Below are 24,963 nucleotides of genomic sequence, written 5' to 3'. Positions count from 1 at the left end.
AACCGGGCGCAGGTTCATTGTGGCGCCATGAATGCACCGCTCGAATTAACCTCAAAATCCCCTCAGGACACTGCTGATCTTGCTGCCCGATTGGGCAGTGCGCTGCGTGCTGGTGATACCATCTTACTGGAAGGTGCGATCGGCAGTGGCAAAACCCATTTTGCGCGGTCTCTGATTCAATCGGCCCTGTCTGTTCCCGAGGATGTACCCTCGCCCACATTCACTCTGGTTCAAGTTTATGAAACAGAAATTGGGGAGGTCTGGCATTCTGACCTCTACCGGCTCACGTCGGTAGAAGAGATCGAAGAATTGGGTTTGGTCGAGGCCTTCGAAACCAGTATTTGCCTTGTTGAGTGGCCAGAAAAGCTGGGCCCGCTTACACCAGCCTCAGCCCTGTTGATCCGGTTCACCACCGACCCCGAATTTCAGGAAACGCGGCACCTTGCGCTGAGTTGGACAGACCCGAAATGGAGCGCCATGCTGGAGAGGATCCAATGACGAACCGGGCCATTCTGGCTGAAGCCCTGATCGCGCAGACCCCCTGGAACTGTGCTCAACACGCACCTTTGGCGGGTGACGCTTCGAACCGCCGATACGAGCGGCTGACCGACCCAGCGACGGGCCGGACAGCAGTTTTGATGGACGCCCCGCCCGATAAGGGTGAGGATGTCGAACCCTTTGTGCGTATGTCGGAGTATTTGCGCTCGATCGGGCTGAGCGCGCCCGAGATTTACGCCGAAGACAGCCAATACGGCTTTCTATTGCTCGAAGATCTGGGGGACGCGCTGTTCGCCCGCGTTTTGCGGGATGATCCAACGCTTGAGCGTACCCTGTATGACGCGGCAACTGATTTGCTTGTGCATCTTCACGCGGCGCCCACGATTTCGCTCGACAGCTATGACCCGGCCCTGATGACCGAACTTGCGGCGCTTTCGTTCACGAAATATGCGCAGGGCATTCAAGGCTCGCATGATGAAGAGGCGCGCGCCCGGTTCGAACTGCGCTTTGCCGATATCCTGCACCGCGAAACCGGCGGAACGCGCGTGGTTGTGCAACGTGACTATCACGCGGAAAACCTGATCTGGCTGCCCGAACGTGACGGTCTGGCGCGCGTGGGTCTGCTGGATTTTCAAAGTGCGATGCTGGGGCATCCTGCGTATGACCTGATGTCGCTGCTGCAAGATGTGCGCCGGACGGTCCCTGTTGGAATCGAAATGCGGATGATCGACCGCTATATCACCGCGACCGGCGTCGACGGGCATGATTTCCGCACCGCCTATGCGGTGCTGGGCGCACAACGTAATCTGCGGATCCTGGGCGGTTTTGCCCGACTGGCGACGGATTATGGAAAGCCGCACTACGTGGACCTGATCCCGGCTGCCTGGGCGCATCTGATGCGCGATCTGGAACATCCCGCGTTGGTTCCGGTGGCTGACCTGCTGCACAATGCACTGCCTGAACCAAGCCCGGAAAACCTTGCAAAGCTGAGATCGCAATGACCGACACGCCCGAAGCTGCAATGGTATTCGCTGCGGGTTTTGGCACCCGCATGGGCGTGCTGACCAAAGACCGGCCCAAGCCTCTGATCGAGGTTGCCGGGCGGCCTTTGATCGATCACACGTTGGATCTGGTCGATGCATTGCGTCCTTTGAACATTGTTGCCAACTTGCATTATCATGCGGATCAGCTGGCGGATCATCTAGCAGGCCGCGACGTGGCGTTGTCGCGGGAAGAGCCGAACATTCTGGATACGGGCGGAGGATTGCGCGCGGCGCTGCCGCTGCTTGGGTCGGGGCCGGTTTTTACCCTGAACAGCGACGCGATCTGGGCCGGACCCAACCCCCTGAATCTGCTAAAAAATCATTGGAATCCAGATGTGATGGATGCGCTGCTGATGTGCATTCCGGTGGAACAAACTCTTGGCCATGCAGGTCCGGGTGATTTCACGCAGGACAGCTTGGGGCGGATCTCCCGCGGGGCCGGTTTGGTTTACGGCGGAGCGCAAATCCTGAAAACCGATGGTTTGCATGATATCGGCGACGAGGTGTTTTCGCTGAACGTATTGTGGGATCAAATGCGACAGCAAGAGCGCCTGTTTGCGTTGCGCTACCCGGGTCGTTGGTGCGACGTTGGGCGGCCCGAAGGCATTGCGCTGGCCGAGGGGCTGATTGCTAATGTTTGAACCCAGCACCCTGCCCCGGGTTTTCGCGGTGCCGCCGGGTGCGGATTTCCCGAAGGTGTTGGTCGATGGGTTGCGTCAGCAGATTGCTGGTCAGCCGCCAGATGCGCTGGCTCGGGTTCAGCTAGTGATCAATACCCGTCGCATGGCGCGCCGGGTCCGGGATCTGTTTGACCACGGCCCTCCTTGCCTGCTGCCTCGATTATCACTGGTCACCGATCTGGGCGAAAGCGCAGATCTGGCGCAGATCCCACGCGCGATCCCTCCTTTGCGCCGCAGGCTAGAGCTGACACAACTGATCGCCAAACTGCTGGACCAGCAACCCGATCTGGCCGCGCGATCCTCATTGTTCGATCTGTCCGACAGTCTGGCCGCACTGATCGATGAGATGCAGGGCGAAGGCGTCTCACCCGAGGCGATCCGGCAACTGGATGTCGGCGACATGTCCGGACACTGGGCGCGGGCACAGGCCTTTATCGGGATCGCTGACCAGTTCATGGAGTCCGGGGCGGACGCGCTTGACGCGCAAGCCCGGCAACGACGTGTGGTCGAAGCCCTGATTGCACGCTGGCAGGTTGCCCCACCCCAGCATCCGGTCATACTGGCGGGCTCAACCGGGTCGCGCGGGACGACACTGATGCTGATGCAGGCAATCGCCCGCCTGCCGCAAGGGGCGCTGGTGCTGCCGGGTTATGATTTCGTCCAGCCCGAGCATGTCTGGCGCAATCTGGATGACGCATTGACGTCAGAGGATCATCCGCAATATCGCTTTCGCAAACTGATGCTGGAACTTGGCCTTGGCCCGAAACAAATCCGGCCATGGACAGCGGCTGACGCCCCTTCGCCCACCCGTAACAAGCTGATTTCGCTTGCGTTACGCCCTGCCCCGGTAACCGACGCATGGATGACAGAAGGCCCGAACCTGCCCGATCTGAGCGGTGCCACCAAAGATGTGACATTGATCGAGGCGTCCTCGCCCCGTGCTGAAGCCTTGGCGATTTCGCTACGCTTGCGCCAAGCAACCGAGACCGGACAATCGGCAGCCCTGATCACGCCCGATCGGATGTTGACGCGTCAGGTCAGCGCCGCGCTGGACCGGTGGAACATATTACCTGATGACAGCGCGGGCCTGCCGCTGCAGCTGTCTCCGCCCGGGCGGTTTCTGCGCCATGTCGCCGGTTTGTTTGCGCGTCGTCTGGATGGTGAGGCACTGCTGACGCTGCTCAAGCATCCGCTGTGCCATGATGGCGGCGATCGGGGGAGCCACCTGCTGCATACCCGCGATCTGGAACTAGATCTCCGCCGCCATGGCCCGCCCTTTCCCGACAGCGCCAGCCTGACCGCCTTTGCCATCCGCACCGATGCGCCTGAGGGCTGGATCCGCTGGGTCACTGATGCCTTCTGCGATAAACACGGCCAGGGCGAGCGACCTCTTTCTGACTGGGTTGCCCGGCTTCGTACACTAGCCGATGCAATTTCGGCCGGTGCAACAGGCGAACCGGGGACATTGTGGGACAAGAACGCAGGCCAGAAGGCGCTTGCCGTTATTACCTCTCTGGAAGACGAAGCGTCTCACGGCGGTGCGATGACCGCCCATGATTTCGCCGATCTGTTAGGCGCTTTGCTGGCAGGTGAAGAGGTTCGCGATCGCGATGCGCCGCACCCTCATCTGATGATCTGGGGCACGTTAGAAGCCCGTGTGCAAGGCGCTGATCTGTTGATTTTGGGTGGCCTCAACGAAGGCAGTTGGCCCGAGGCCGCGGCGCCCGACCCCTGGCTGAACCGCCAGATGCGCAATGACGCCGGGCTTTTGTTGCCCGAACGCCGGATCGGCCTGTCCGCGCATGACTTCCAGCAAGCCGCAGGGGCACCCGAGGTGGTTTTGACCCGCGCCATCCGGTCGGATGATGCGGAAACTGTACCGTCTCGTTGGTTGAACCGCATGACCAATCTGATGCAGGGCCTGCCGGATCAGGGCGGAACGGACGCATTGGCTGCGATGCGCGCGCGGGGCCAGCAATGGCTGGATTGGGCTGATGTGTTGGAACAGGCGCCCCCGATTGCGCCTGCACTTCGCCCATCCCCAAGGCCGCCGGTAGCTGCGCGCCCGAGACGGCTATCGGTGACCGAGATCAAGCGGCTGATCCGCGATCCCTATGCGATCTACGCCCGGCATGTCCTGCGCCTGAAACCGCTTGACCCGCTGGTCCAGGCGCCGGACGCGCTGTTGCGCGGCATTGTGATCCACGAAGTAATGGAACAATTCGTGCGCGACAGCGTTCTGGATCCGGCATTGCTGAGCCGCGAGAATTTTCTGAAACGGGCCGAGGCTTTGCTTGAGGATCACGTTGCTTGGCCGACGGCGCGCAAGCTGTGGCTGGCACGACTGGAGCGGATTACCGACAGTTTTCTATCTGCCGAAATTCAGCGCCGCACTGATGGTGGCCCGGTGGCCTTTGAAGTGGGAATGCGGACAGAGCTGACCCCGCTGGATTTCACGATAGTCGGACGCGCCGACCGGATCGACCGAAGCGGGCAGGGCGCATTGCGGATCATCGACTACAAGACCGGCACCCCGCCAACAGAAAGTCAGCAGACCAAATTCGACAAGCAATTGCTGATCGAGGCTGCGATGGCCGAGCAAGGGGGAATCGACGGGGTCGACCCGCTGCCCGTTGCACAGGCGATCTTCATCGGCATGGGGGGAACCTACAAAGAGGTGCCTGCACCACTGCAGAAAGAGCCGACCGACAAGGTTCTGGCCGAGCTGAAAGAGCTGATTTCGGCCTATTTAGAGCCTGATCAGGGATTTTCGTCCCGTCGAATGCTGCACAAAGACACCGATATCGGGGATTACGATCACCTCGCCCGGTTCGGCGAATGGGATCGTTCTGCTGAGACCGCCCCGGAGGATCTAACATGACCCCCCGCAACGACGCGACAGAACGGCAAGTTCAGGCCGCGCGCCCCGATGCGTCCACTTGGTTGGCGGCCAATGCGGGCTCGGGCAAGACGCGGGTGTTGACCGACCGGGTGGCGCGGCTGTTGCTGGATGGCGTACAGCCTCAGCACATTCTGTGCCTGACTTATACCAAAGCCGCGGCCAGCGAGATGCAGAACCGATTGTTCAAGCGTCTGGGCAAATGGGCGATGTTGGACAATGATGCCCTTCAGGACGAGCTGATCGAACTCGGCGTTCCCGGAGTGATCGATCCCGATCGGTTGGCACAAGCACGCACTTTGTTCGCGCGCGCCATCGAGACGCCCGGCGGGTTGAAGATCCAGACAATCCACTCGTTCTGCGCCTCGCTACTGCGACGGTTCCCGCTTGAAGCCGGGGTCAGCCCTCAGTTTGCTGAAATGGAAGATCGCGCTGCTGCGCTGTTGCGCGAAGAGATTATCGAGGATTTCGCCGAAGGTCCTCAAGCCGCGTTGATTGAGGATGTGGCCCGGTTTGTCACCGATGCCGGGTTTGAAAAATTGACTGCTGCTATCACGCAGCGGAGGAACCAGTTCGAACATGCGCTGCATTGGTCAGAGCTTTTGCAACGCTTTGAACTTCCAGATGGATTTGATGAGCAGGCCTTGCTGCACAGCGTGTTTTTGGGTGGTGAGGTCGAGTTGGTTCAATCTATCCTGCCCGCGCTTTCTGAAAGCGGGGGCAACAATGCCAAAGCGGCTGATAAACTTGCTACTTTCACAGAGGCGAAACTCAGCAGCCTGCCAGTTCTTGAAAGTGTTTTTTTGACGGGAAGGTCAGCGAAAGAACGTTTTACCGCCAAACTCGGCAGCTTTCCAACCAAAGCGCTCCGCGAAAGTGCCCTGGCTGACCGGATGCCACAGCTTGAGGCCCTGATGCTGCGTGTTGAGGCCGCGCGGGAACAACGGTTGGCTCTAGTTACAGCACAGAAATCCCATGTTTTGCACCGCTTTGCCGCAGCTTTCCTGCCGGAATACGAGCGGCAGAAGCAACTGCGCGGCTGGCTGGATTTCGATGACCTGATCCTGCGTGCCCGGCAAGTTCTTAATGACCCGGCGGTGGCGGAATGGGTTCTGTATCGGCTGGACGGTGGCATCGACCATATTCTGGTGGACGAGGCACAAGACACCAGCCCTGAGCAGTGGGATGTGATCGAAAAGCTGGCGCAGGAATTCACCAGCGGGGAGGGGGCCCGATCCGGGATCGAGCGCACGATCTTTGTGGTCGGGGACAAGAAACAGTCGATCTATTCCTTCCAGGGGGCCGATCCACAGGCCTTTGACCGGATGCAGGCCGAATTTGGGCGAAAACTGCAGGAATCAGGCTCTAAACTGTGGGATTCGACGTTGGAATATTCATTCCGATCATCCAGTGCGATCCTTGGGCTGGTTGATATTCTGTTCGAAAACCGTGCCGAGGCAGGGTTTCACAAGGATGCGCTGCACCGTGCGTTCAAAACTGATCTACCAGGGCGCGTAGACCTTTGGCCCGTTGTCGAGAAAGTCGAAGACGACGATGAAACCGACTGGACCGACCCGGTTGACCGGCCCGGCGCACGGCATCACACGGTCATTCTGGCCGAACAGATCGCGCGGTCGATCAGAGATATGATCAGGGATGGCACAACCATCCCTGACGATGGTGACACGCCCGGAAAATTTGTTCGGCGTAAAGTTCGGCCCGGGGACTTTTTGATCCTGGTCCAGCGCCGCTCGGACCTGTTTGCCGAGATCATTCGCGCCTGCAAAAGCGAGGGCCTGCCCATTGCGGGTGCAGACCGCCTGAAAGTGGGCGCAGAACTGGCGGTTAAGGATCTGGCCGCCTTGCTGAGCTTTCTGGCCACGCCCGAGGACAGCTTGTCGCTGGCGACAGTGCTGAAATCTCCACTGTTCGGCTGGACGGAACAACGGCTTTTTGATCTGGCCCATCGCCGAGAGGAAACCTACCTTTGGGCTGCGCTGCGCAATCGATCGGAGGAATTCCCCGAAACGCTGGCCGTTTTGAACGATCTGCGCGGGCAAACCGACTTTTTACGCCCCTATGACCTGATCGAGCGCATACTGACGCGCCATGATGGGCGCAGGAAACTACTGGGTCGTCTGGGGGCTGAGGCTGAAGACGGGATCAATGCGCTGCTGTCACAAGCGCTGGCTTATGAGCGCACCGATATTCCCAGCCTCACCGGATTTCTGGTCTGGATGCAAACCGACGATCTGGAGATCAAACGCCAGATGAGCGGTGTCGGCAACATGATCCGCGTGATGACCGTTCATGGATCAAAAGGGTTGGAAGCGCCAATTGTGATCCTGCCGGATACCGGCAAGCGCCAACCGCCACGCGATGCCGAGATCATGATGGCCGGTGAAACCCCGTTGTGGAAAGTGCCCGCTGATGCCTCACCCGCGCTGGTTGCAACAGCTCGCGAGGACGCCCGAGCGCGCGAAGAAAATGAACGGTTGAGGCTGCTATATGTGGCTCTAACACGGGCAGAAAAGTGGCTGATCGTGGCCGCTGCCGGGGACGTAGGCAAGGATGGCAACAGCTGGTATCAGATGGTTGAGGCCGCGATGGCGCGGGCAGGGGCCACGCAACTGCCTGGCACTCAGACCCTTCGACTGGCACATGGAAATTGGGATGCTTTGCCTGCCGTAGAACAGGACAGCGCCCCGCAATTCGAACAGCATTTGCCTGCGTTTTTCGACCATCCCGCACCTGATGCACCCGTACCGAAAGAAACGCTCAGCCCCTCGGACCTTGGGGGTGCCAAGGCTTTGCCAGGGGATGCGGGGCAAGATGAAGAGGCGGCGAAACGGCGTGGAACGCAGCTGCACTTGCTGCTGGAACACCTTCCAGCAGTCGCGCGTGATCTATGGCCACAGCTTTGCACGCGGCTTCTGGCCGATATGCAAGAGGTGGAGCGGCAAGAGCTGCTGACGGAGGCCAGCGCAGTCCTAACAGCCGAACATATGAAACCCGTCTTTGCTGCGGATACGCTGGCCGAGGTTTCGGTGACGGCCGATCTGAATGGCACACGACTACATGGGGTCATCGACCGGCTGATTGTCACGGATTCTGAGGTCCATGTGATTGATTTCAAATCAAACGCCACGGTTCCGGACCGGCCTGAAACCTGCCCCGAGGGGCTGTTGCGCCAGATGGGAGCCTATGCCCATGCGCTGTCGCAGATCTATCCGGATCATCAAATCCGCACCGCAATCCTGTGGACCCGAACCGCGCATTTGATGTGGCTGCCACACGATATGGTGACAGACGCCTTGGCACGCAGCGCTATATCTTGACCTTGCCCGGTGCCGCACCTAGGTTCTGAGCCCAAGCATTCCCGAGTCAGGAGACAGACATGTCGACCGTAGCCGTTACCGACGACACCTTTGACGCCGAAGTCAAAAATTCCGATATCCCCGTTGTGGTGGATTTCTGGGCCGAGTGGTGCGGCCCCTGTAAGCAGATCGGCCCCGCCCTGGAAGAGCTGGCAAGCGAATATGGCGGCAAGGTGAAGATCGCCAAAGTGGACGTTGACAGCAACCCGAACGCGGCTGCTGCGATGGGTGTTCGTGGCATTCCGGCGCTGTTCATCTTCAAGGATGGCCAAGTGGTTTCCAACCGCGCAGGCGCTGCCCCCAAAGCCGCACTGCAAAGCTGGATCGACGAGTCGATCTGAGTTTCGCTAAATCACGAATTCACAAAGGCGTCCTGCTTTGGACGCCTTTTTTTGTTGGAAACCTTATGTGACACGAGGTCAGACTCATTCGATTGTCCACCTCACCGATACTCCGGCACCATCTTTGTGAGTGAACGTCACAGCGTTGTCTTCGATAGACACCACCTGACAGTCATGGGGCATCACTTCGCCGACGATTACGATTTCCCGACAGTAATACCTGTCTTTCCACTCCCATGTACCGCTGATACTGCCACCATTCGGGCCTTTGCCCTCAACCGTCCCGTCCTTGTTAATGATCACCCATGTCTCGCCCTGAACCAGCTTTTTACCAACGATCAGGTCTGTGAACTTCGTTTTGCTCTCAATTTCTTCGGCGGATACGCTAGCCGCGAGAAATCCAAACATAACCAATGATGACATGAGCCGAAAATTCGCCATGGAAACAAGCCTTTCTTTGATCACGTGCTTAAACAATCCGAATTCTAGTTGATCGGACGATATACTCCAAACATTCGGGTTTTGTGGATTGGCCGGATGCAATTCCTTGTTTTGGTTCTTTCAATTCGTACGGACTCATGCAGATTGTCGGGTCATCAGGAATAAGGAGGCGACATGCCCAAAACACGGGTATTGGTGGAATTCGGGATGGGCACGTCGCTCAGGCGAGAAGACTATACCGAAGCAGCGCTGCGGGCGCTTAAGGATGCGCTCTGGCATAACTCGGTCAATATGGCCGAACTGTTCGGGTTTCCGAAGGAAGCCATGATCATTGACGCCGAGATTGGGGTTCAGCAGCCGGATCGCGTCGATACCGAGGTGCTGAAGGCTGTGTTTCCCTATGGGCAGCCAAATATCACGGTCACGCATGGAGGGCTGGATATCGACAAGCCCCACACCGATGGCCACACGGTGATTGCGAATGCCGCGATTATCGTCTCGTTCGATATGGAGCCCACGCAATGACCGAGAAGCGTATCATTCTTGAGATGGGAACCGGGAACGATCTGTACGGTCAGGACTATACCAAAGCCGCGCGCCGCGCCGTGCAGGATGCTCTGCATCACTCGTCGATCACATTGTTCTCCAAGCTGGGCATCAGCCATGAAGAAATGCGCGTCGAGGTTACGATCGGTGTTAAACAGCCCGATGCAGTCGATTGCGATCTTGTTGCCGCTGATTTGCCGCGTGGACGCGCATCGGTCCGGGCGGTCAAAGGCGGGCTGAATGTTGATGACGCCGAGGCCGGTACGCGTCATGTAATCGCCACCGCAGCGATCGAGGCCTATCTGCCTGATCTTGCCGGAAAATTCATAGAAAGCTGACAAAGAAAAAGCCGCTCGTTTGAGCGGCTCATCTTGCGGTTTATCTGATCGCGGATCAGAATTTGGCGATATCGGCGCGGGTCAGGCCGACGTCTTGCAGCTGTACGTCGGTCAGTTCCGACAGCTCTTTGCGTGTCTTGTAAGACTGGTACCATTCGACAACGTTTTCGAATGCGTGCGAGAATGCGTCCACTGCGTGCAGGATGGTGACTGCTCCGCGCGGCGCATGGGTTTTTGCGATTGCGTTTGCCATGTGCGTATTCCTTATTGAACAGAAACAGCCGACCCGTTGTCGGTTGTGAGGCCGATGTAACTCTGATCGGTGAGTCTCACAAATGCTGACTCAACAGGCCCGGTTTGCGTTTTCTGCATATCTTTTGAGCAGTTTGAGAACCGGTTGCGCAGACCGCGCGCCCGGCCCATATATAGCGCCACGGAGTACGGAGGCATTTATGGCAGACAACGAATTTCCCGGATGGCACGGCACCACCATCATTGGCGTCAAGAAGGGCGGGCAGGTTGTCATCGCCGGGGACGGGCAGGTCAGCCTGGGCCAGACTGTTATCAAGGGTACCGCCCGCAAAGTGCGCCGATTGTCACCGGGTGGGTTTGACATCGTGGCTGGCTTTGCCGGTTCGACCGCCGATGCGTTCACTTTGCTGGAACGGTTGGAGGCCAAGCTTGAGGCCACGCCCGGCCAGCTGGCCCGTGCCTCGGTCGAGCTGGCCAAGGATTGGCGCACAGATAAATACCTGCAAAAGCTTGAAGCGATGTTGATCGTAACAGACGGCAAGGATCTGTTCGTGATCACCGGGGCAGGGGACGTTCTGGAACCCGAACACAACGTGGCCGCCATCGGATCGGGCGGCAACTTTGCGTTGGCTGCTGCGCGTGCGATGATGGACAGCGAAAAACCTGCCGAGGATGTGGCACGTGAAGCCATGGCGATCGCCGCTGACATTTGCGTTTACACCAACGGCAATCTGACGGTCGAGACGATCTCAGGCTAGCAGTGCCTTGATCTCTTTCCCTTTCCAGCGCAGGTGCATTCCGACCAGACCCATAAGGGCGGTAGCGATCACGATGTAATAAGGCAGGCGGATGTCGATACTCATCAATCCGCCTCCGATCAGGGACATGATGCCGCCCGCAAGGCAGAACACGGCTGTTGTCACACCCATGACCCAGCCCTGATCGGTTTCGGCGACGCTGGAGGAGAACAGGCCCAACAGCGTGGGATAAGAGACTCCGAAGAAAAAGTAGAAGAAGAAGACCGGAACATAGCTCAGCACGCCGCTTGGGCTGAAAGCAAAGGCAAAGCCGCAGATCACCATTATGACCAATGAGGTATAGATGATCTGGTGCTTGCTGAACCGTTCCTGCGCCGGTTTCACCAGGAAGGTGCTGGAAAAGGCCAGTGCAAATCCGATGACCACCATCGCCATGCTGCCCCCGATCACGCCGTAGCCCCAGGCGCTGGTCAGGAAATTGTCAACGAACACATAGAAGGTGACGTTGGCGATCATGAACAGCGCATAGACCGGCATGATTTTCAGAACCAGGGGGTGCCCGCGAACAGCGATCAAGCTATCGGTGATGTCACGGGGCCGGAAGACAAAGGGCTCGCGCTCGGTCCTTGTGTCTTTGAAGAAAGTGGTCACGAGGAAGATCGCGATGAGGACTAGGACAAAGGCCCCGTAGAAGGGAGTTTTCAACGTCGCAGCGCTGCCCAGCAAGGCCGCATCGGACAGAACTGCGCCAATGATCGGCCCACCCACTAGGCCAAAGCTGACGCCGGTCACTATATAGCCCATGTTACGGTCACGGTCGGCGGCATCGGTGCTGCCATCAATCATCGCTGCTTGAGCAATGGGTTGATTGCCAGCGGTAAACCCGGTGATCGACCGGCCAATGATCAGCAATAGCAGGCTGTTGAGATAAAGCGCCGCGATGGTCAGGGCGTAGCCAACCAGTGCCCCGGTCAAGCAGACCAAAAGGGCGTTCTTGCGCCCGATGGAATCCGAGACTTTCGATACATAGACCACCCCCAAAAACCAGGACAGGAAGAAGCAGCCGATCACCAGACCGTAATAGAAATGCCGGGTGCCCATGGCCGTGCTTTCCGGCAGGAAGCCCGACTTTGTTTCCATGATCAAAGAGTTAATGATGGGAAACACCAGCCCTTGCCCGATCAGGTCGACAAAGACCACAAACAGCAAGGTGATCTTGGCTATTTTCGACATATTTACTCTCCTGACCCGCAACGCCTTGATAACACAGTAACAGAGGGTGCGCGTTTCACCTATGGAAAGCATTTGCAAACCGGATGGTGCGTTGCTAACCAACGCTGCCACTGTTGTTTTCATTCCAGCGGTGACTACTTAAGCCCAAGTTTAGCCTTGCCGACCGAAAGGACTGCGCCTTGACCGACCTGACCCCGCGCGAGATTGTCTCGGAACTGGACCGTTTCATCATCGGGCAGAAAGACGCGAAACGCGCCGTCGCCGTGGCGCTACGCAACCGTTGGCGGCGCAAGCAATTGCCTGATGATATCCGCGATGAGGTCTATCCAAAAAACATCCTGATGATCGGCCCCACCGGTGTCGGTAAAACCGAGATCAGCCGCCGTTTGGCGAAGCTGGCGCGCGCGCCCTTCATCAAGGTCGAGGCTACGAAGTTTACCGAGGTTGGCTATGTCGGTCGTGACGTGGAACAGATCGTGCGTGATCTGGCTGATGCGGCAATCCTGCAAACCCGCGAATACATGCGTGAGGATGTCAAAACCCGCGCCCATCAGGCCGCCGAGGATCGCGTGATCGAGGCCATCGCAGGCACTGACGCCCGCGAAGCCACGCGCGAGATGTTCCGCAAGAAGCTGAAAGCCGGTGAGTTGGACGATACCGAGATCGAGCTGGAATTGTCCGAGACCTCGAACCCGATGCCAATGTTCGACATTCCGGGTCAGCCAGGTGGCCAGATGGGGATGATGAATCTGGGCGATATATTCGGCAAGGCTTTTGGTGGGCGCACCGTCAAGAAGCGTATGACCGTAGCCGATAGCTACGAAGCTCTGATCGGGGAAGAGGCTGACAAGCTGTTGGATGATGAAACCGTCAACCGCGTAGCGTTGGAGTCGGTTGAACAGAATGGCATCGTGTTTCTGGATGAGATCGATAAGGTCTGCGCGCGGGCCGAAGCACGCGGCGGTGACGTCAGCCGCGAGGGGGTGCAGCGCGACCTGCTGCCTTTGATCGAAGGCACAACTGTCAGCACCAAACATGGTCCGGTAAAAACCGACCACATCCTGTTCATCGCATCTGGTGCGTTCCACATTGCCAAGCCCTCGGACCTTTTGCCGGAATTACAGGGTCGTCTGCCGATCCGCGTCGAGTTGCGGGCGCTCACCGAAGAAGATTTCGTGCGCATCCTGACCGAGACTGACAACGCTCTGACGCGCCAATACACCGCCCTGATGGGCACCGAAGAGGTCACGGTCAGCTTTACCGACGACGGTATCGCGGCGCTGGCACGGATCGCAGCGGATGTGAACCAAAGCATCGAAAACATCGGCGCGCGGCGGCTTTACACGGTGATGGAGCGCGTGTTCGAAGAACTTTCGTTCACCGCACCCGATCAGGCAGGCGCTGAAATCACCGTTGATGCAGGTTTCGTGAACGACAATCTGGGTGAGCTGACTAAATCCACCGACCTCAGCCGTTACGTTTTGTAACAGCAGCCAGCCGGTTTTTGCCGGTTGCTTGTGTCGTCGGGCTGGACGCGAGTTGGGAATGAGATAGCGTAGTGCCGTAACCGTGTAAGGGCAGACCGTGCCGCGCTATCTGATCATCTTTGTAACCTTGTTGGGGCTGAGTGCCTGTGTAGATCGGTCCGTTACCGAGATCACACCCGAAGCCCTGAAAGTCGGCACCCCCGCCACGGTCTTTGCTGCCACCACCCGCGCGCGCGAGCCAGACGGCAGCTATGGCGCCAACCGAGCTGAGGCGTTGCGGTATCTCGAGATGACCGTTTCGATCCCGCCGTCGCACACGCCGGGTGAGCTTGAGTTCTCTTACGCGAACCCAAACCCGAACAAACAATTCGTTGTGGCCGATGTCACCGAGTTTTCAGGGCCACAAGATCTGAAATCCCGGCTGCGTGGTGTGGATGACGTGGTGATCTTTGTACACGGCTACAACGCGACGCAAACCGAAACCGCCTTTCGCGCCGCTCAGCTGAGCCATGATATCGGTATTCCCGGAACCACGCTGATCTATTCATGGCCCAGCCAGGCGCGGGGTACTGGTTATGCCTATGATCTGGACAGTATGCTGTTTGCCCGTGACGGGTTGGAGCAGACAATTCGAACACTCAAATCCATGGGCGTGAAACGGGTCATCCTGATCGCGCATTCAATGGGCGGTGCCCTATCGATGGAAATGATGCGCCAGGCAGAATTGCGCGAACCTGGCTGGTCACACCGAAATCTGGAAGGGGTCATCCTGATTTCGCCCGATCTGGATGTCGATCTGTTCCGCTCCCAGATGAACGCCATCAAGAAGCCGCCCGACCCGTTTCTGGTGATGGTGTCCAAGAAAGACAAGATCCTGAACCTGTCAGCCCGTCTGCGCGGCACAGCAGATAGCAAAAGATTGGGCAATATCAGCTCGGTCGACGAACTGGCCGAGTACCCGATCAGTGTAGTCGACACCACGGCATTCAACAGCGATGCAGGGTCTTCGCATTTCGTGGCGGCGACCTCTCCGGCGCTGCTGGCCATTCTCAGTTCGGTCCGCCGGGTCAGCAACACCTTCGGCCCCGATCGACCCGGCATCGATGTTCTGGTGCCACCCAGCGAGCGCAACACAGACGGCGCCACCGAGATCGTCCTGACCGAAACCGGGCAGGCGCAAGTCAGCACGCCGTAACGTCACCTTAATCCGCCAATTGCAGCTCGCGCCAGCGATGGCAGGTCACAGAGTGATCGTTCTCGCAGGTTTCCATCTTTGGTTCCTCGCGAATGCACAGATCGGTGGCAAAGGGGCAGCGCGTATGGAACTGGCACCCACTTGGCCGATCGGTGGGCGAGGGGATCTCACCCACCAGTTTTTGTGCCTTGCCGCGATCGTCGGGATCCAGTGAAGGGATCGCTGAAAACAGGGCCTTGGTATAGGGGTGGCGCGGAGCTTGGAACAACCGACGGGTAGGCGCGGATTCCATGATCTGACCCAAATACATCACCGCCACATGATCACAGGTGTGCGCCACGACCGAAAGATCGTGGCTGATAAACAGATAGGTCAGCCCCATCTCGTCCTGAAGTGATTTCAGCAGGTTCAGGATATCCGCCTGAATCGAAACATCCAGCGCAGCGACGCTTTCATCCGCCACCACAAAGCGCGGGCGTGACACCAATGCACGGGCAATCGAGATACGCTGACGCTGACCGCCTGAGAAGGCATGAGGGAACCGGCGCAAATGCTCAAGGTTCAACCGGCACAGGCTGGCGATCTCACGTACGCGTTCGTCGATTTCCTCGCGTGATTTGCATAGGCCCATAACCTCGAGCGGTTCGGCAATGATATCGCGCACGGTCATCCGTGGGGACAGGGCGGCATAGGGGTCCTGAAAGATCAGCTGCGCACGGCGGCGGTATTCTTTCAGATCCGCGCCCTCCAAAGCGCCCAGATCATAGCTGACCTCGCCGTCGTCATACTGCGCCGTGCCTTCGGTGATCGGCGCTGCATTCAGCAGGGCACGGCCAAATGTGGTTTTGCCGGATCCACTTTCGCCTACTACACCGAAGAATGAACCACGCGGGATCGACAACGATACCTTGTTCACCGCCTTCAATACGCGCTTATTGAATACTTTTCCGCCCACTGGAAAGCCGACCGACAGGTCGTGGGTTTCAATCAGGTTATCGCCGCTCATGCGTGCTGGCCCTCGTGACAAAGATAACAGGCAGTGCGGTGATTTTCCCCAGTCTGCGCCCAATCGGGTGGGGTTGTGCGGCAGATATCGCCAACGATCTTGCCGCACCGGGTGTGGAACACGCAGCCTTCGGGCCGCTCCAGCGGCGATGGGATATCCCCCGGCACCGGAGTCAGAGGTTTGTCCAGATCATCAAGCTGCGGCAGAGCATCGATCAGGCCCTGAGTGTAGGGGTGATACGGGTTGCGGATCACGTCGCGCACCGGGCCTTGTTCGATCATCTTGCCCAGATACATCACCGCCACCTTGTCGGCGGTTTGCGCCACAACACCCAGATCATGGGTGATGAAAATGATGCCCATTCCGAACTCGGCCACCAAGTCTTTCATCAGATCGATGACCTGCGCCTGGATCGTCACGTCCAGAGCGGTTGTTGGCTCATCCGCGATCAGCAGCTTGGGTCTGGTCGAAAGCGCCATGGCGATCATCGCCCGCTGGCGCATGCCGCCCGACATCTCGAACGCATATTGGTTGATGCGGGTTGACGGGTCAGAGATGCCAACCCGATCAAGCATCTCGATCGACAGCTCTTTGGCCTGTTTTTTGTTCATATCGGAATGAACCAAAAGCTGTTCCACCATCTGCTTGCCAATGGTCAGCGCAGGGGCAAAACTGGCCATCGGTTCCTGAAAGATCATGCTGATTGCGCCGCCGCGCACGACCTCCATATCGCGGGGCCGGTTCAGAGCCATCACGTCGACCGGTCCACTGTCGAGATGCAGCGTGATGCCGCTTTCAGCAGAATAAACGGTGTTTGCCGGATTCAGTTTCATCAGCGATTTGGCCGTCACCGATTTACCGGAACCGCTTTCGCCAACCAACCCCATGATCTCACCCGGAGCCAGCGAGAACGATACGTCCTCAACAGCCGTTATCAGCCCTTCGTCGGTTTTGAATTGGACGGTCAGGTTGTTGACATCGATCAAGCTCATTTGCGGGTCTCCGAGTATGGATCGGCCGCATCACGCAGGCCATCGCCCACGAACACAAATGACATCACCAGAACGACGAAAAAGATGACCGGGATGAAGTACCATTGGTAGTTCAGCAGAACATCCGCCTTGGTCACGTTCTGCAGCATCACACCCAGTGAGTTGACCGGGTCTTTCAGCCCAAGCCCAATAAAGCTGAGCGCCGTTTCGCTGAGTACCATGTAGGGAAACGAGATAACCAGATCGACGATGATATAGCTGGTAAAGCTGGGCAACAGATGGCGCCGGATCACATGACCCGGAGACGCGCCGCATAGCTGGGCCGCCAGCACGTATTCCTGATTGCGCTCCGTCAGCAAGTGGGTGCGCACCCGTCGTGCCAGCGTCGGCCAGCCGACCAATCCCAATATCGCCGTTATCACGAAAAACCGTGTCTCCGCCGACCATTCCGGCGGGATAAAGGCGGCAATCGCCATGAAAAGGGGAATGGCCGGAACCGTTCGGATCGCATCGGTGATCATCTGGATCACGCTATCCACCATTCCGCCGTAGTATCCGGCGACCCCCCCGATCGCGAGCGCCAGTACGAATGAGATCATGACCCCAAGCGTTCCAACCTGCAGCGACGTCCAAACCGCATGCAGCGTGCGGCTGAAAATATCCTTGCCGGCACTGTCGGTTCCGAACAAATGAACATAGCCCTCATCGGCGCCAAACAGGTGGATGTCACCGGGGATGAAGCCAAACAGCTTGTATTTGTCGCCCCGCACAAAGAACTGGATGTACCTGCGTTCATCCTCGTTCACCTTCTCGACCCAGCGGAAGTTTGTCGCCAGCGAGCGTTCGCGGGTCACCCCGTGCAAGAACGGGCGGATAGAGCATCCATTCTTGTCGCAGAATTTCGGGATCTGCGGGGCACCGTTCAGATAGTCTTTGTCGCGCCCCGCTGCGGTGGGATCATATGGCGACAGGAACGGGGCGAAGATACCCGACAGGATCAGCACAACCAGAACAGTGGCTGCAATCATTGCCGCGCGCTGTTTCTTGAACCTTGCCCAGATCAACTGACGTTGCGAGGCGGTGAAATAGGCTTCTTTCGCCTTTTGGTTGGTGGATGTCACGCTCATCTGGTCACCTGAGAATACTTTTGCGGACGCGCGGGTCGATGGCCGCAAGCAGAATGTCTGTGAAGAAATTCAACGTCACGATGGAAGCGGTCAGCAGAAAGATGATGGCCCCTGCAAGCTGCTGGTCATTGGACCGCGCCAGTGCTTCGAGCAACAGCGCCCCGGCTTCGGTCAATGTCAGGATCAGCGCCACAATGGGGAGTTCGTTGAAAATCCGGTTCAGGTCAAAGCCAAGGCTGTTGACGATCGGCCCCAGCGCATGACGGGCCGGATAGCGCCACAGCAGGCGGCGGCCATAAATGCCCCGCGCGGCAGCGGCCGTAACATATAGCTTGCCGATCTCGTCCGACATCAACGCGCGAACGGTTTGCAGCGCAAAGGCGGTAGCCGACCAACCAAGAATGAAGATTGGCAGCCAGGCGTGTTTCAGCAAGTCAAGAAACTTGCCCCATGACCATGGCGCTTCTTTGTATTCGGGCGAGAACAAGCCCGTTAGCGTCTCGCCGAAATAGACGGTCGAAACCAGCATCACCATCAGGGCCAGCAGAAAGTTCGGCATCGCCAGACCCAGATAGCTAACAATCCGCAGCGAATTGTTCAGAACGGCACTGCGCGAGGCGGCGGAAATGATACCCACAGGGATGGCAATGGCATAAGCCAGCGTCAAAGCGCCAAGGCAGATCCACAGCGACAGCCAGAACTTGTCGCCCAGAAGCTGGGCGATGTTCACGCGCAGAATGCAGCTTTCGCCGAAATCTCCACGAAACGCCCCCGACAACCACGTGGCCCAACGGGTCAGGAACGGTTGATCCAGCCCCAATCGGGCACGTTCGGCTGCAACATCTGCAACGGTGATCGCGGAACCTTGGGTGTTCTTATACGCCAAATAGCGCTCGGCACAGTCTCCGGGCACCAGCTCCATCAACGAAAAAACGATCAGCGAAACGATGACCAGAGTGACCAACGCCATGACCGCCCGAGTGGCGGCAAATCGACCGAATTGCAACATGTCTGTCCCCGCAGGATGCGTGAAGGCGGGCGCAGGCGCCCACCTTCTTGTCGTCTGACCCTTACTCGCTCAGCCACCACTGGGCGGGGCGGTAGGGATAGGTCCGATAGAACTCGTAAGACTGCGTTTTGAACTCCGTGAAGTTCTGCAGATTGTTCGAGTGATAGATCGGCGCTGGGGCGTTCACAGTGCCCAGGAACAGCAGCTCACCGGTCATGATTTCAACCATCTTCCGCGCGGCGGAAACGGAGGCATCCGAGCCGGGCGCGCTGGACTGGTAAGTATCCAGAGCAGTCTTCAACTCAGCGACCCACGCCGGAGGTTCAACGCCATTTTCGCCGTTCGAGCTGATGTATTCTGCCCAGAGCATCCCTGTGCGTACGTCGAAATAACCGTCGAACGGAGGCACCCAGATCTCACCATCCCCAAGGATCGAACCGGCAGGTTGGCTTTTCAGCCACAGACCCATATCCAGCGAGTTCGCCGTTTGAGCGGCGCGGAACTCGTCCGAGGTGACCTCTTTGATCGCGGTGTTGACGCCAACGTCTTTCCAGTTCTGTGCGATCAGTTCAATTAGTTGCGCCGAAGCGGACTGGGTTGAGAACTGCCAATCCAGAACAAACGGATCACCGTTTGGCAGATCGCGGAAGCCGTCACCGTCCTGATCGACCAGACCAATCTCATCAAGCAGCGCATTGGCACGGTCTGCGTCGAAGGCGATTTCATGGTTCGCCCACTTTTCATCGATGAAATCCGGACGCGGTGAGAAGCCGATATACTGCGTCGGCGTTCCCAGTCCAAAGGCAACAACCTCGTTCAACTGATCCCGATCCATCGCAACAGACATCGCGGTTCTAAAGCGGATGTCATTGAAGATCGCCCGCTTGGCTTCGTCTTCTGCGGTCACGTTGAAGGTCAGAACCGGGTAGCCGATCGAAGGCTTCACCTCGACGGTATAGTTTCCGTTTTCTTGCCCTTCCAGCAGCACCGGAGCCGATGTGAGGTTCACACCTTGCGACTTATAGTCGACCTCGCCATTCAGCAGCTTGAGCGTGCGCACCTCTTCATCCGGTACATAGGTTTCATCCATCTCCGAAATGTAAGGCAGCTGATTGCCCTGCGTGTCGACCTGGAAGAAATAGGGGTTGGCCACATAATGGCGACCCTCGGTGCTTTCCTTCACAAGGATGTGGCTTTCAAGCGTTGGCATGGTGTCAGTCGGAAGACCGGCCAGCTTGTCGCCTGCAGTCAGCATCGGCGAGGGTGTATCCATCCAGTCCGAGTTGCCATAATAGGCCTTGATCAGCTCGTACCCGTTTTCGTATCCAAGCGCCTGCGCGTTGGCATCTGCATTCTCATCCAGCGCCGGGTGGAACTTTTCAAAGAAATGCTTGGGCTGGTAAGGCTGCACATAGGTGAACGAGAATGTCTCGGTCAGGCCTGGCTTGGGCGCAGCGAGGGTAAAGCGAACGGTGGTATCGTCCACCGCCTCAACCTTCATGGGTTCGCCGCCAGCCAAGGCATAGTCTTTCGCCTCGGCGATGACATTGGTGTCCATCATCAGATTATCGTACCAGAACACAACATCTGCTGAGGTGAACGGCGCACCGTCCGACCATTTGTGACCTTCGCGCAAAGTCACGGTAAGCTCGGTGAAGTCATCATTCCATTCCCAGGATTTCGCCACATTGGGCACCAGAGTCTGAAGGTCATCCGAATACCGGAACAGGTTCACGTGACGTACCGACAGGAAGTCCGATGTTCCGCTTTCGGTGGCGTTGGACAGCGCATCCAAAACACCGCCGTACTGGCCGATCGAGTCATAGGGTACGATGACCAGCGGATCAGCAGGCAGGCGATCTGCCACGGCGGGCAGATCGCCGTTGCCTCGGATCATACCGTTCAGGTCCCCAATCGTCGGATTCTCGGCAAAGCTAAGCGTGCAGTTTGCAGCCGATTGAAACTCGGACAGATCAAATTGCTGCGGATAAGCACCGGCAGATACACCCTGCATATCGGCGACGGTTGCAGCGGGGCAGTTGGCCCAGGCCGCGCCCCCAATTGTGGCAAAGGCCACACCAGACATAAGAAGCTTTTTCATGGTTTCTCCCTAGGTTTATTTCATAATGCTTTGCGTTTCCGAGCGCTCGACTTGGTCGATTTGCTGACGGCGGCTTCCTTGTTCTTTTTTTGCTTCCGAGGCTCTGTTTTTTCCGGCCCGGATTTGACATCGTGATGCGACGCAATGTGCAGTTTGACCCCGGCATCCTTGAGGACTGGGACAAAGGCGTCAGGCGGGGCGACATCAGTCACCAGATCGGTTACCTTGTCGAACGGAGACGACACGTTGGTTGCCCTCGCACCGAATTTCGTATGGTCTGCCGCAACAATCATGCGATGTGCGTTTCCACGCAACGCGCGAGTCAGATCCGCCTCAAGCGGGTTAGAGGCCAGCACACCACCGACCAGCGACAGCGCATCTGCACCGCAGATCACCGCATCATAGCTGTATTGGCAGGCCAGCTCTTCAGCTGCGCGGCCAAAGCTTCCGCGTTCGGACCGGATCACTTCGCCACCGGCCAGAACAGCCCGTGTGCCATTGTGATCGGCCAATGAGGCCACCACCGAAAGCGAATTGCTGACGACCGTCAATCCACGCAATTCGCGCAACTGCTCGGCCACATGGGTCATCGTAGACCCGACGGTGACAAACAGCACCATCTCATCTTCAAGCAGCGCGCAAACGCGCTTGGCGATTTTGGTCTTCTCGTCGGCATTGTGTTCCAGCGCACCCGAGAACATGGGCGTATCCTGTGCGCGCGACAGATAGGTGCCACCATGCACACGCTCGACCTTGTTGACGCGCGCCAACGCCTTGACCAGCCGACGCACCGTTTCCTCAGAAACGTCCATGATTTGGGCGATCTGAGTGTTGCGCGCTGATCCCCCCAGCCGCGCAAGGACATCCAACAGCTCTCGGCCGCGATGTGGGATGGTTACGTTGTCATCATCCATATTCAAACTCGGTCACATTTCCGCGCAAAAATCCACAATAAATGTAAATCTTTTGCGACAATTTTGGTTTTTTTGCCTTTTTCGGTCATCTTAGCAAAATGTATCTGCGTTTTCCTGTGGGGCGGCGGGTGGAATCCAAGCCTCGTGCTAGAATCACCTAAGCCGGTCGCGCGCGTCTTCATGACGACAATGCGATCATGGAAACGCCTGCCGCCATCATCACAGCCGCCAGAAGGCGGCGCATTGGGTTGCCTTCGCCCAGGAACAGGAATCCGATCAAGGCTGCGAAGATCACCGAGGTTTCGCGCAAAGCTGAGACAACGCCCAGCGGTGCGAAGTTCTTGGCATATAAAACCAATCCGTAAGCGGTCATCGAGACCATGCCACCCACAAACCCGATCACCCAGGTTCGCGTCGGCAAAGCCAGCAGCTGCGTGCCCCTCCGCATTGCGACGAAACCAACAACGAATATGTGCAGAACCGAATGCCAGGCCCAGTAACTCAGGATGTTACCCGAAACCCGCACACCCAGCCCATCGACGAGTGAGTAAACGGAAATGCAGCAGCCTGTACCCAACGCAAAAACAAGCGATGCCCTACCAACACCTTGCCTGAGGACCGACCAGCTGGACACCTGAATGCCTGCAGCAATGACTGCTATTCCGATCCAGGCCTGCATGGGCAAATGCTCACCAGCGAAGATCACCGCCCAAAGTGCCACAAGCGCAGGCACAACCCCGCGTGCGATCGGATAGACAACGCTCAGGTCGCCATGCCGATAGGCCTGATTGAGCATGTAAAAGTACCCAAAATGCACAACGGTCGAGCCCACCAGATAAGGCAGGCTTGCAATATCGGGCAGCGGCAGAACCATAACCATCAACGCGCCGGGTACCACGTGACCCAAGGCGACCAGCCCCAATGTGACGGTCCGGTCGGTGGCGGTTTTGACGACGGTGTTCCAGATCGCGTGCAGCATTGCGGCGGCAAGGATTATGAGAACGATGCCGATGTTCACCGTCAGATCACCCTTTGATCTCTGTATCCTGGTCCTGCTCCATCTGCGGCAGTTCCTCGATCAGTCGCGTTTCAAGCAACTGCCCGTTGCGGTACAGGATCGGATAGGCGACCGCTGCGATGTGACTGTTGAACTCGCGAAACGCGCGCAGGGTTTCAAGGTGGATATCGCTGGTCTCGAAGCTTTCCGCACTGCCATGTTGCAGACGTTTCAGATGGCGTTTGCGGCTGTCACGTTCGGCCCGTTTGATCTCGGTCTTTTCAAGACTCAGCAGGCGCGCGCTTTCCAGATCGTCCGAGATCAGAACGTTTGAGGCCAGTTTGAGGTTGGCCAAAATGCCCTCATGCATCGCGATCAACTCGGACCAGCCTTCTTTCGAAAACGAAGCGCCCTTTTTGCGCATCTCATCCGCCAAAGCGGTCAGGCGTTTGGCCACGACGTCGCCCGCCGTTTCCAGGCGGATCGCATATTCCATCAGATCCCGCGCGATCTTGGCGTTTTCCTTGCCAAACGCATCCGCAGGAATCGCCGCCACATATTGCCGGATGCCCGAAAGGCACTCGTTCACGTTTGTGTCCATGTCGCGGATCGCCCTGATCTGCTCTCTCTCGCCGCTGCGGTAGAGCTCCAGTATCGGTCGGAACATCGAACCGACCATATCGCTCATCCGCAAAAGCTCACGCTTGAGGTTTGGAAGCGCCTGGCTGGGCTGCCCAATGGTGCCAAGGTCCAAGGCGCTGATCGATTGGCCGGGCTGCGCGCTGTTTTCAGTGCTTTTGGGATCGGGCAATAGCCGCTCAAACGGGGCGCGCAACATGCCGCAGAACGGCAGGGCCAGGATCAGCAGCGAGGCGTTGAATAACAGATGCGCGTTCACCAGCATCTGCCCACCTTGCAACTCGCCCAACACCCCGGTCCGCAGCAGAACGTTGGCAGCAAACAGCGAGACGATTGACCAGCTACCCCGCAATGCAAGATTGGCGAAGGGAATGCGCCGGGCGGACAGGTCCATACCACGGGTCAGCCAGACCGGGATGAAAGCAGAGCCGAAATTGGCACCCAGCACCAGTGAAAGACCGGCAGCAAAGGGGATCGCCCCGATCTGCACCAATGTCACACACATCAGAATCGCAGCGACCGAGGAATGCATGACAAAAGCCAGCGCCCCGCCGACTAGGAATGCCGTGATGTAATCGCGGGCAAGATACTCGGCAATAGCAGGCAGAAAGGCGCTATCACGGATCGGGTCCATCGCCTCGCGCAAAAAGCGCAGCGAGATCAGGATGAAGGCGATACCCATCAGAATACGGCCCAGCTGGCGCGCCTTCTTAGCCTCGGTCTTGACGAACAGGTAGCCGCCGATCGCAAGCAGCATCGGCACCAGCCAGTCCAGTTTGAAGGACAGCACCTGAATGATCAGTGCCGAGCCCAGATCCCCGCCCAGCACCATCGCCAGCCCTGTTGGAAAGGCCAGCATTCCCCCTGCGGCGAAACCTGAAGTCAGCAAGGCAACGGCTGCTGAGCTTTGCAAAACAACCGCCATGGCAACGCCCACCATCGACGCCTGAGCATAGCTGCGTTGCCCTGTCATCACCCGCTGAAATGAAGCACCATAGCTGCGCTCGATCCCGGTCCGCACCATGCGCACGGCAAAAAGCAGCAGCATCGTTGCACCGGCCAGACTTATGAGGAAACTGACAATCGCCAT

General features: G+C 58.0%; 22 protein-coding genes. 11 read left to right on the top strand and 11 right to left on the bottom strand.

Annotated elements, in window-relative coordinates; all coding sequences use genetic code 11:
* The first annotated feature begins 27 nt into the window (after nucleotides 1-27).
* Genes tsaE through trxA form a run of 6 tightly spaced genes read left to right on the top strand, consistent with a single transcriptional unit; the run spans nucleotide 28 to nucleotide 8,838 of the window.
* Nucleotides 28-498 (top strand): tRNA (adenosine(37)-N6)-threonylcarbamoyltransferase complex ATPase subunit type 1 TsaE, encoded by a 471-nt coding sequence (gene tsaE, locus ACR0NN_RS18065; RefSeq protein WP_170722652.1) that lies wholly within the window; start codon nucleotides 28-30, stop codon nucleotides 496-498.
* Complete coding sequence (locus ACR0NN_RS18060) at nucleotides 495-1,499, top strand: phosphotransferase (protein WP_170722654.1); 1,005 nt, start codon at nucleotides 495-497, stop codon at nucleotides 1,497-1,499. The genes tsaE and ACR0NN_RS18060 overlap by 4 nt, the downstream gene beginning before the upstream one ends.
* Nucleotides 1,496-2,182, top strand: coding sequence for a nucleotidyltransferase family protein (locus ACR0NN_RS18055; RefSeq protein WP_170722656.1), 687 nt, complete (start codon nucleotides 1,496-1,498; stop codon nucleotides 2,180-2,182). Before ACR0NN_RS18060 ends, ACR0NN_RS18055 begins: the two co-directional genes overlap by 4 nt.
* Nucleotides 2,175-5,102 (top strand): double-strand break repair protein AddB, encoded by a 2,928-nt coding sequence (addB, locus tag ACR0NN_RS18050; RefSeq protein ID WP_170722657.1) that lies wholly within the window; start codon nucleotides 2,175-2,177, stop codon nucleotides 5,100-5,102. The genes ACR0NN_RS18055 and addB overlap by 8 nt, the downstream gene beginning before the upstream one ends.
* A complete protein-coding gene (addA, locus tag ACR0NN_RS18045) occupies nucleotides 5,099-8,458 on the top strand; it encodes a double-strand break repair helicase AddA (RefSeq protein ID WP_480685247.1) in 3,360 nt (1,119 codons plus the stop codon). Before addB ends, addA begins: the two co-directional genes overlap by 4 nt.
* A 59-nt stretch (nucleotides 8,459-8,517) precedes the next feature.
* Nucleotides 8,518-8,838: a thioredoxin gene (gene trxA, locus ACR0NN_RS18040; protein ID WP_010442999.1), complete on the top strand. Its 321-nt coding sequence runs from the start codon at nucleotides 8,518-8,520 to the stop codon at nucleotides 8,836-8,838.
* An 84-nt stretch (nucleotides 8,839-8,922) separates the two neighbouring features.
* On the opposite strand, the gene ACR0NN_RS18035 is transcribed toward trxA, so the two are convergent.
* Nucleotides 8,923-9,261, bottom strand: a complete 339-nt coding sequence (locus ACR0NN_RS18035; RefSeq protein WP_170722659.1) for a hypothetical protein — start codon at nucleotides 9,259-9,261, stop codon at nucleotides 8,923-8,925.
* A 192-nt stretch (nucleotides 9,262-9,453) separates the two neighbouring features.
* On the opposite strand from ACR0NN_RS18035, the gene ACR0NN_RS18030 reads away from it, so the two are divergent.
* Both ACR0NN_RS18030 and ACR0NN_RS18025 read left to right on the top strand, forming a co-directional pair.
* Nucleotides 9,454-9,804 (top strand): Lin0512 family protein, encoded by a 351-nt coding sequence (locus ACR0NN_RS18030; protein ID WP_170722660.1) that lies wholly within the window; start codon nucleotides 9,454-9,456, stop codon nucleotides 9,802-9,804.
* On the top strand, nucleotides 9,801-10,163 hold the full coding sequence (locus ACR0NN_RS18025; RefSeq protein WP_170722663.1) for a Lin0512 family protein: 363 nt from the start codon (nucleotides 9,801-9,803) through the stop codon (nucleotides 10,161-10,163). The genes ACR0NN_RS18030 and ACR0NN_RS18025 overlap by 4 nt, the downstream gene beginning before the upstream one ends.
* A 55-nt stretch (nucleotides 10,164-10,218) precedes the next feature.
* Here ACR0NN_RS18025 and ACR0NN_RS18020 read toward each other — a convergent pair whose 3' ends face one another.
* The gene (locus tag ACR0NN_RS18020) at nucleotides 10,219-10,416 is read right to left on the bottom strand and encodes a DUF1127 domain-containing protein (protein ID WP_170684666.1); all 198 of its coding nucleotides are present in this window, start codon (nucleotides 10,414-10,416) and stop codon (nucleotides 10,219-10,221) included.
* A 199-nt stretch (nucleotides 10,417-10,615) separates the two neighbouring features.
* Here ACR0NN_RS18020 and hslV point away from each other — a divergent pair, with 199 nt between their 5' ends.
* A complete protein-coding gene (hslV, locus tag ACR0NN_RS18015; RefSeq protein ID WP_170722665.1) occupies nucleotides 10,616-11,173 on the top strand; it encodes an ATP-dependent protease subunit HslV in 558 nt (185 codons plus the stop codon).
* Here the strand turns inward: hslV and ACR0NN_RS18010 are convergent.
* Nucleotides 11,165-12,406 (bottom strand): MFS transporter, encoded by a 1,242-nt coding sequence (locus ACR0NN_RS18010; RefSeq protein ID WP_170722668.1) that lies wholly within the window; start codon nucleotides 12,404-12,406, stop codon nucleotides 11,165-11,167. The genes hslV and ACR0NN_RS18010 overlap by 9 nt on opposite strands.
* A gap of 179 nt (nucleotides 12,407-12,585) precedes the next feature.
* Here ACR0NN_RS18010 and hslU point away from each other — a divergent pair, with 179 nt between their 5' ends.
* Both hslU and ACR0NN_RS18000 read left to right on the top strand, forming a co-directional pair.
* Complete coding sequence (gene hslU, locus ACR0NN_RS18005; RefSeq protein WP_170722671.1) at nucleotides 12,586-13,893, top strand: ATP-dependent protease ATPase subunit HslU; 1,308 nt, start codon at nucleotides 12,586-12,588, stop codon at nucleotides 13,891-13,893.
* 97 nt (nucleotides 13,894-13,990) lie between these two features.
* Nucleotides 13,991-15,088 (top strand): alpha/beta fold hydrolase, encoded by a 1,098-nt coding sequence (locus ACR0NN_RS18000; protein WP_170722673.1) that lies wholly within the window; start codon nucleotides 13,991-13,993, stop codon nucleotides 15,086-15,088.
* A 7-nt stretch (nucleotides 15,089-15,095) separates the two neighbouring features.
* On the opposite strand, the gene ACR0NN_RS17995 is transcribed toward ACR0NN_RS18000, so the two are convergent.
* From ACR0NN_RS17995 to ACR0NN_RS17960, 8 genes are all read right to left on the bottom strand, one after another.
* Complete coding sequence (locus tag ACR0NN_RS17995; RefSeq protein WP_170722675.1) at nucleotides 15,096-16,094, bottom strand: oligopeptide/dipeptide ABC transporter ATP-binding protein; 999 nt, start codon at nucleotides 16,092-16,094, stop codon at nucleotides 15,096-15,098.
* Entirely contained in the window at nucleotides 16,091-17,086 is a 996-nt protein-coding gene (locus ACR0NN_RS17990; protein WP_170684678.1) for an ABC transporter ATP-binding protein, read from the bottom strand. The genes ACR0NN_RS17995 and ACR0NN_RS17990 overlap by 4 nt, the downstream gene beginning before the upstream one ends.
* Nucleotides 17,083-18,213 (bottom strand): ABC transporter permease, encoded by a 1,131-nt coding sequence (locus tag ACR0NN_RS17985; protein WP_170722677.1) that lies wholly within the window; start codon nucleotides 18,211-18,213, stop codon nucleotides 17,083-17,085. Before ACR0NN_RS17985 ends, ACR0NN_RS17990 begins: the two co-directional genes overlap by 4 nt.
* Before the next feature lie 4 nt (nucleotides 18,214-18,217).
* Entirely contained in the window at nucleotides 18,218-19,222 is a 1,005-nt protein-coding gene (locus ACR0NN_RS17980; protein WP_170684680.1) for an ABC transporter permease, read from the bottom strand.
* Between the two features lie 61 nt (nucleotides 19,223-19,283).
* Nucleotides 19,284-21,323, bottom strand: a complete 2,040-nt coding sequence (locus ACR0NN_RS17975) for an ABC transporter substrate-binding protein (RefSeq protein WP_170722680.1) — start codon at nucleotides 21,321-21,323, stop codon at nucleotides 19,284-19,286.
* 20 nt (nucleotides 21,324-21,343) lie between these two features.
* Nucleotides 21,344-22,237 carry a DeoR/GlpR family DNA-binding transcription regulator gene (locus tag ACR0NN_RS17970; protein WP_170722683.1) on the bottom strand — a complete coding sequence of 298 codons (894 nt, stop codon included), beginning with the start codon at nucleotides 22,235-22,237 and terminating at the stop codon, nucleotides 21,344-21,346.
* Nucleotides 22,238-22,415: 178 nt separating this feature from the next.
* A complete protein-coding gene (locus ACR0NN_RS17965; RefSeq protein ID WP_170684686.1) occupies nucleotides 22,416-23,255 on the bottom strand; it encodes an EamA family transporter in 840 nt (279 codons plus the stop codon).
* A gap of 7 nt (nucleotides 23,256-23,262) precedes the next feature.
* The gene (locus ACR0NN_RS17960; protein ID WP_170722685.1) at nucleotides 23,263-24,963 is read right to left on the bottom strand and encodes a Na/Pi cotransporter family protein; all 1,701 of its coding nucleotides are present in this window, start codon (nucleotides 24,961-24,963) and stop codon (nucleotides 23,263-23,265) included.

It is taken from the genome of Ruegeria sp. BA2, from assembly GCF_056539605.1.
Note: the sequence above shows the minus strand (reverse complement) of the source record. Positions and strands in the feature narration are given on the sequence as shown.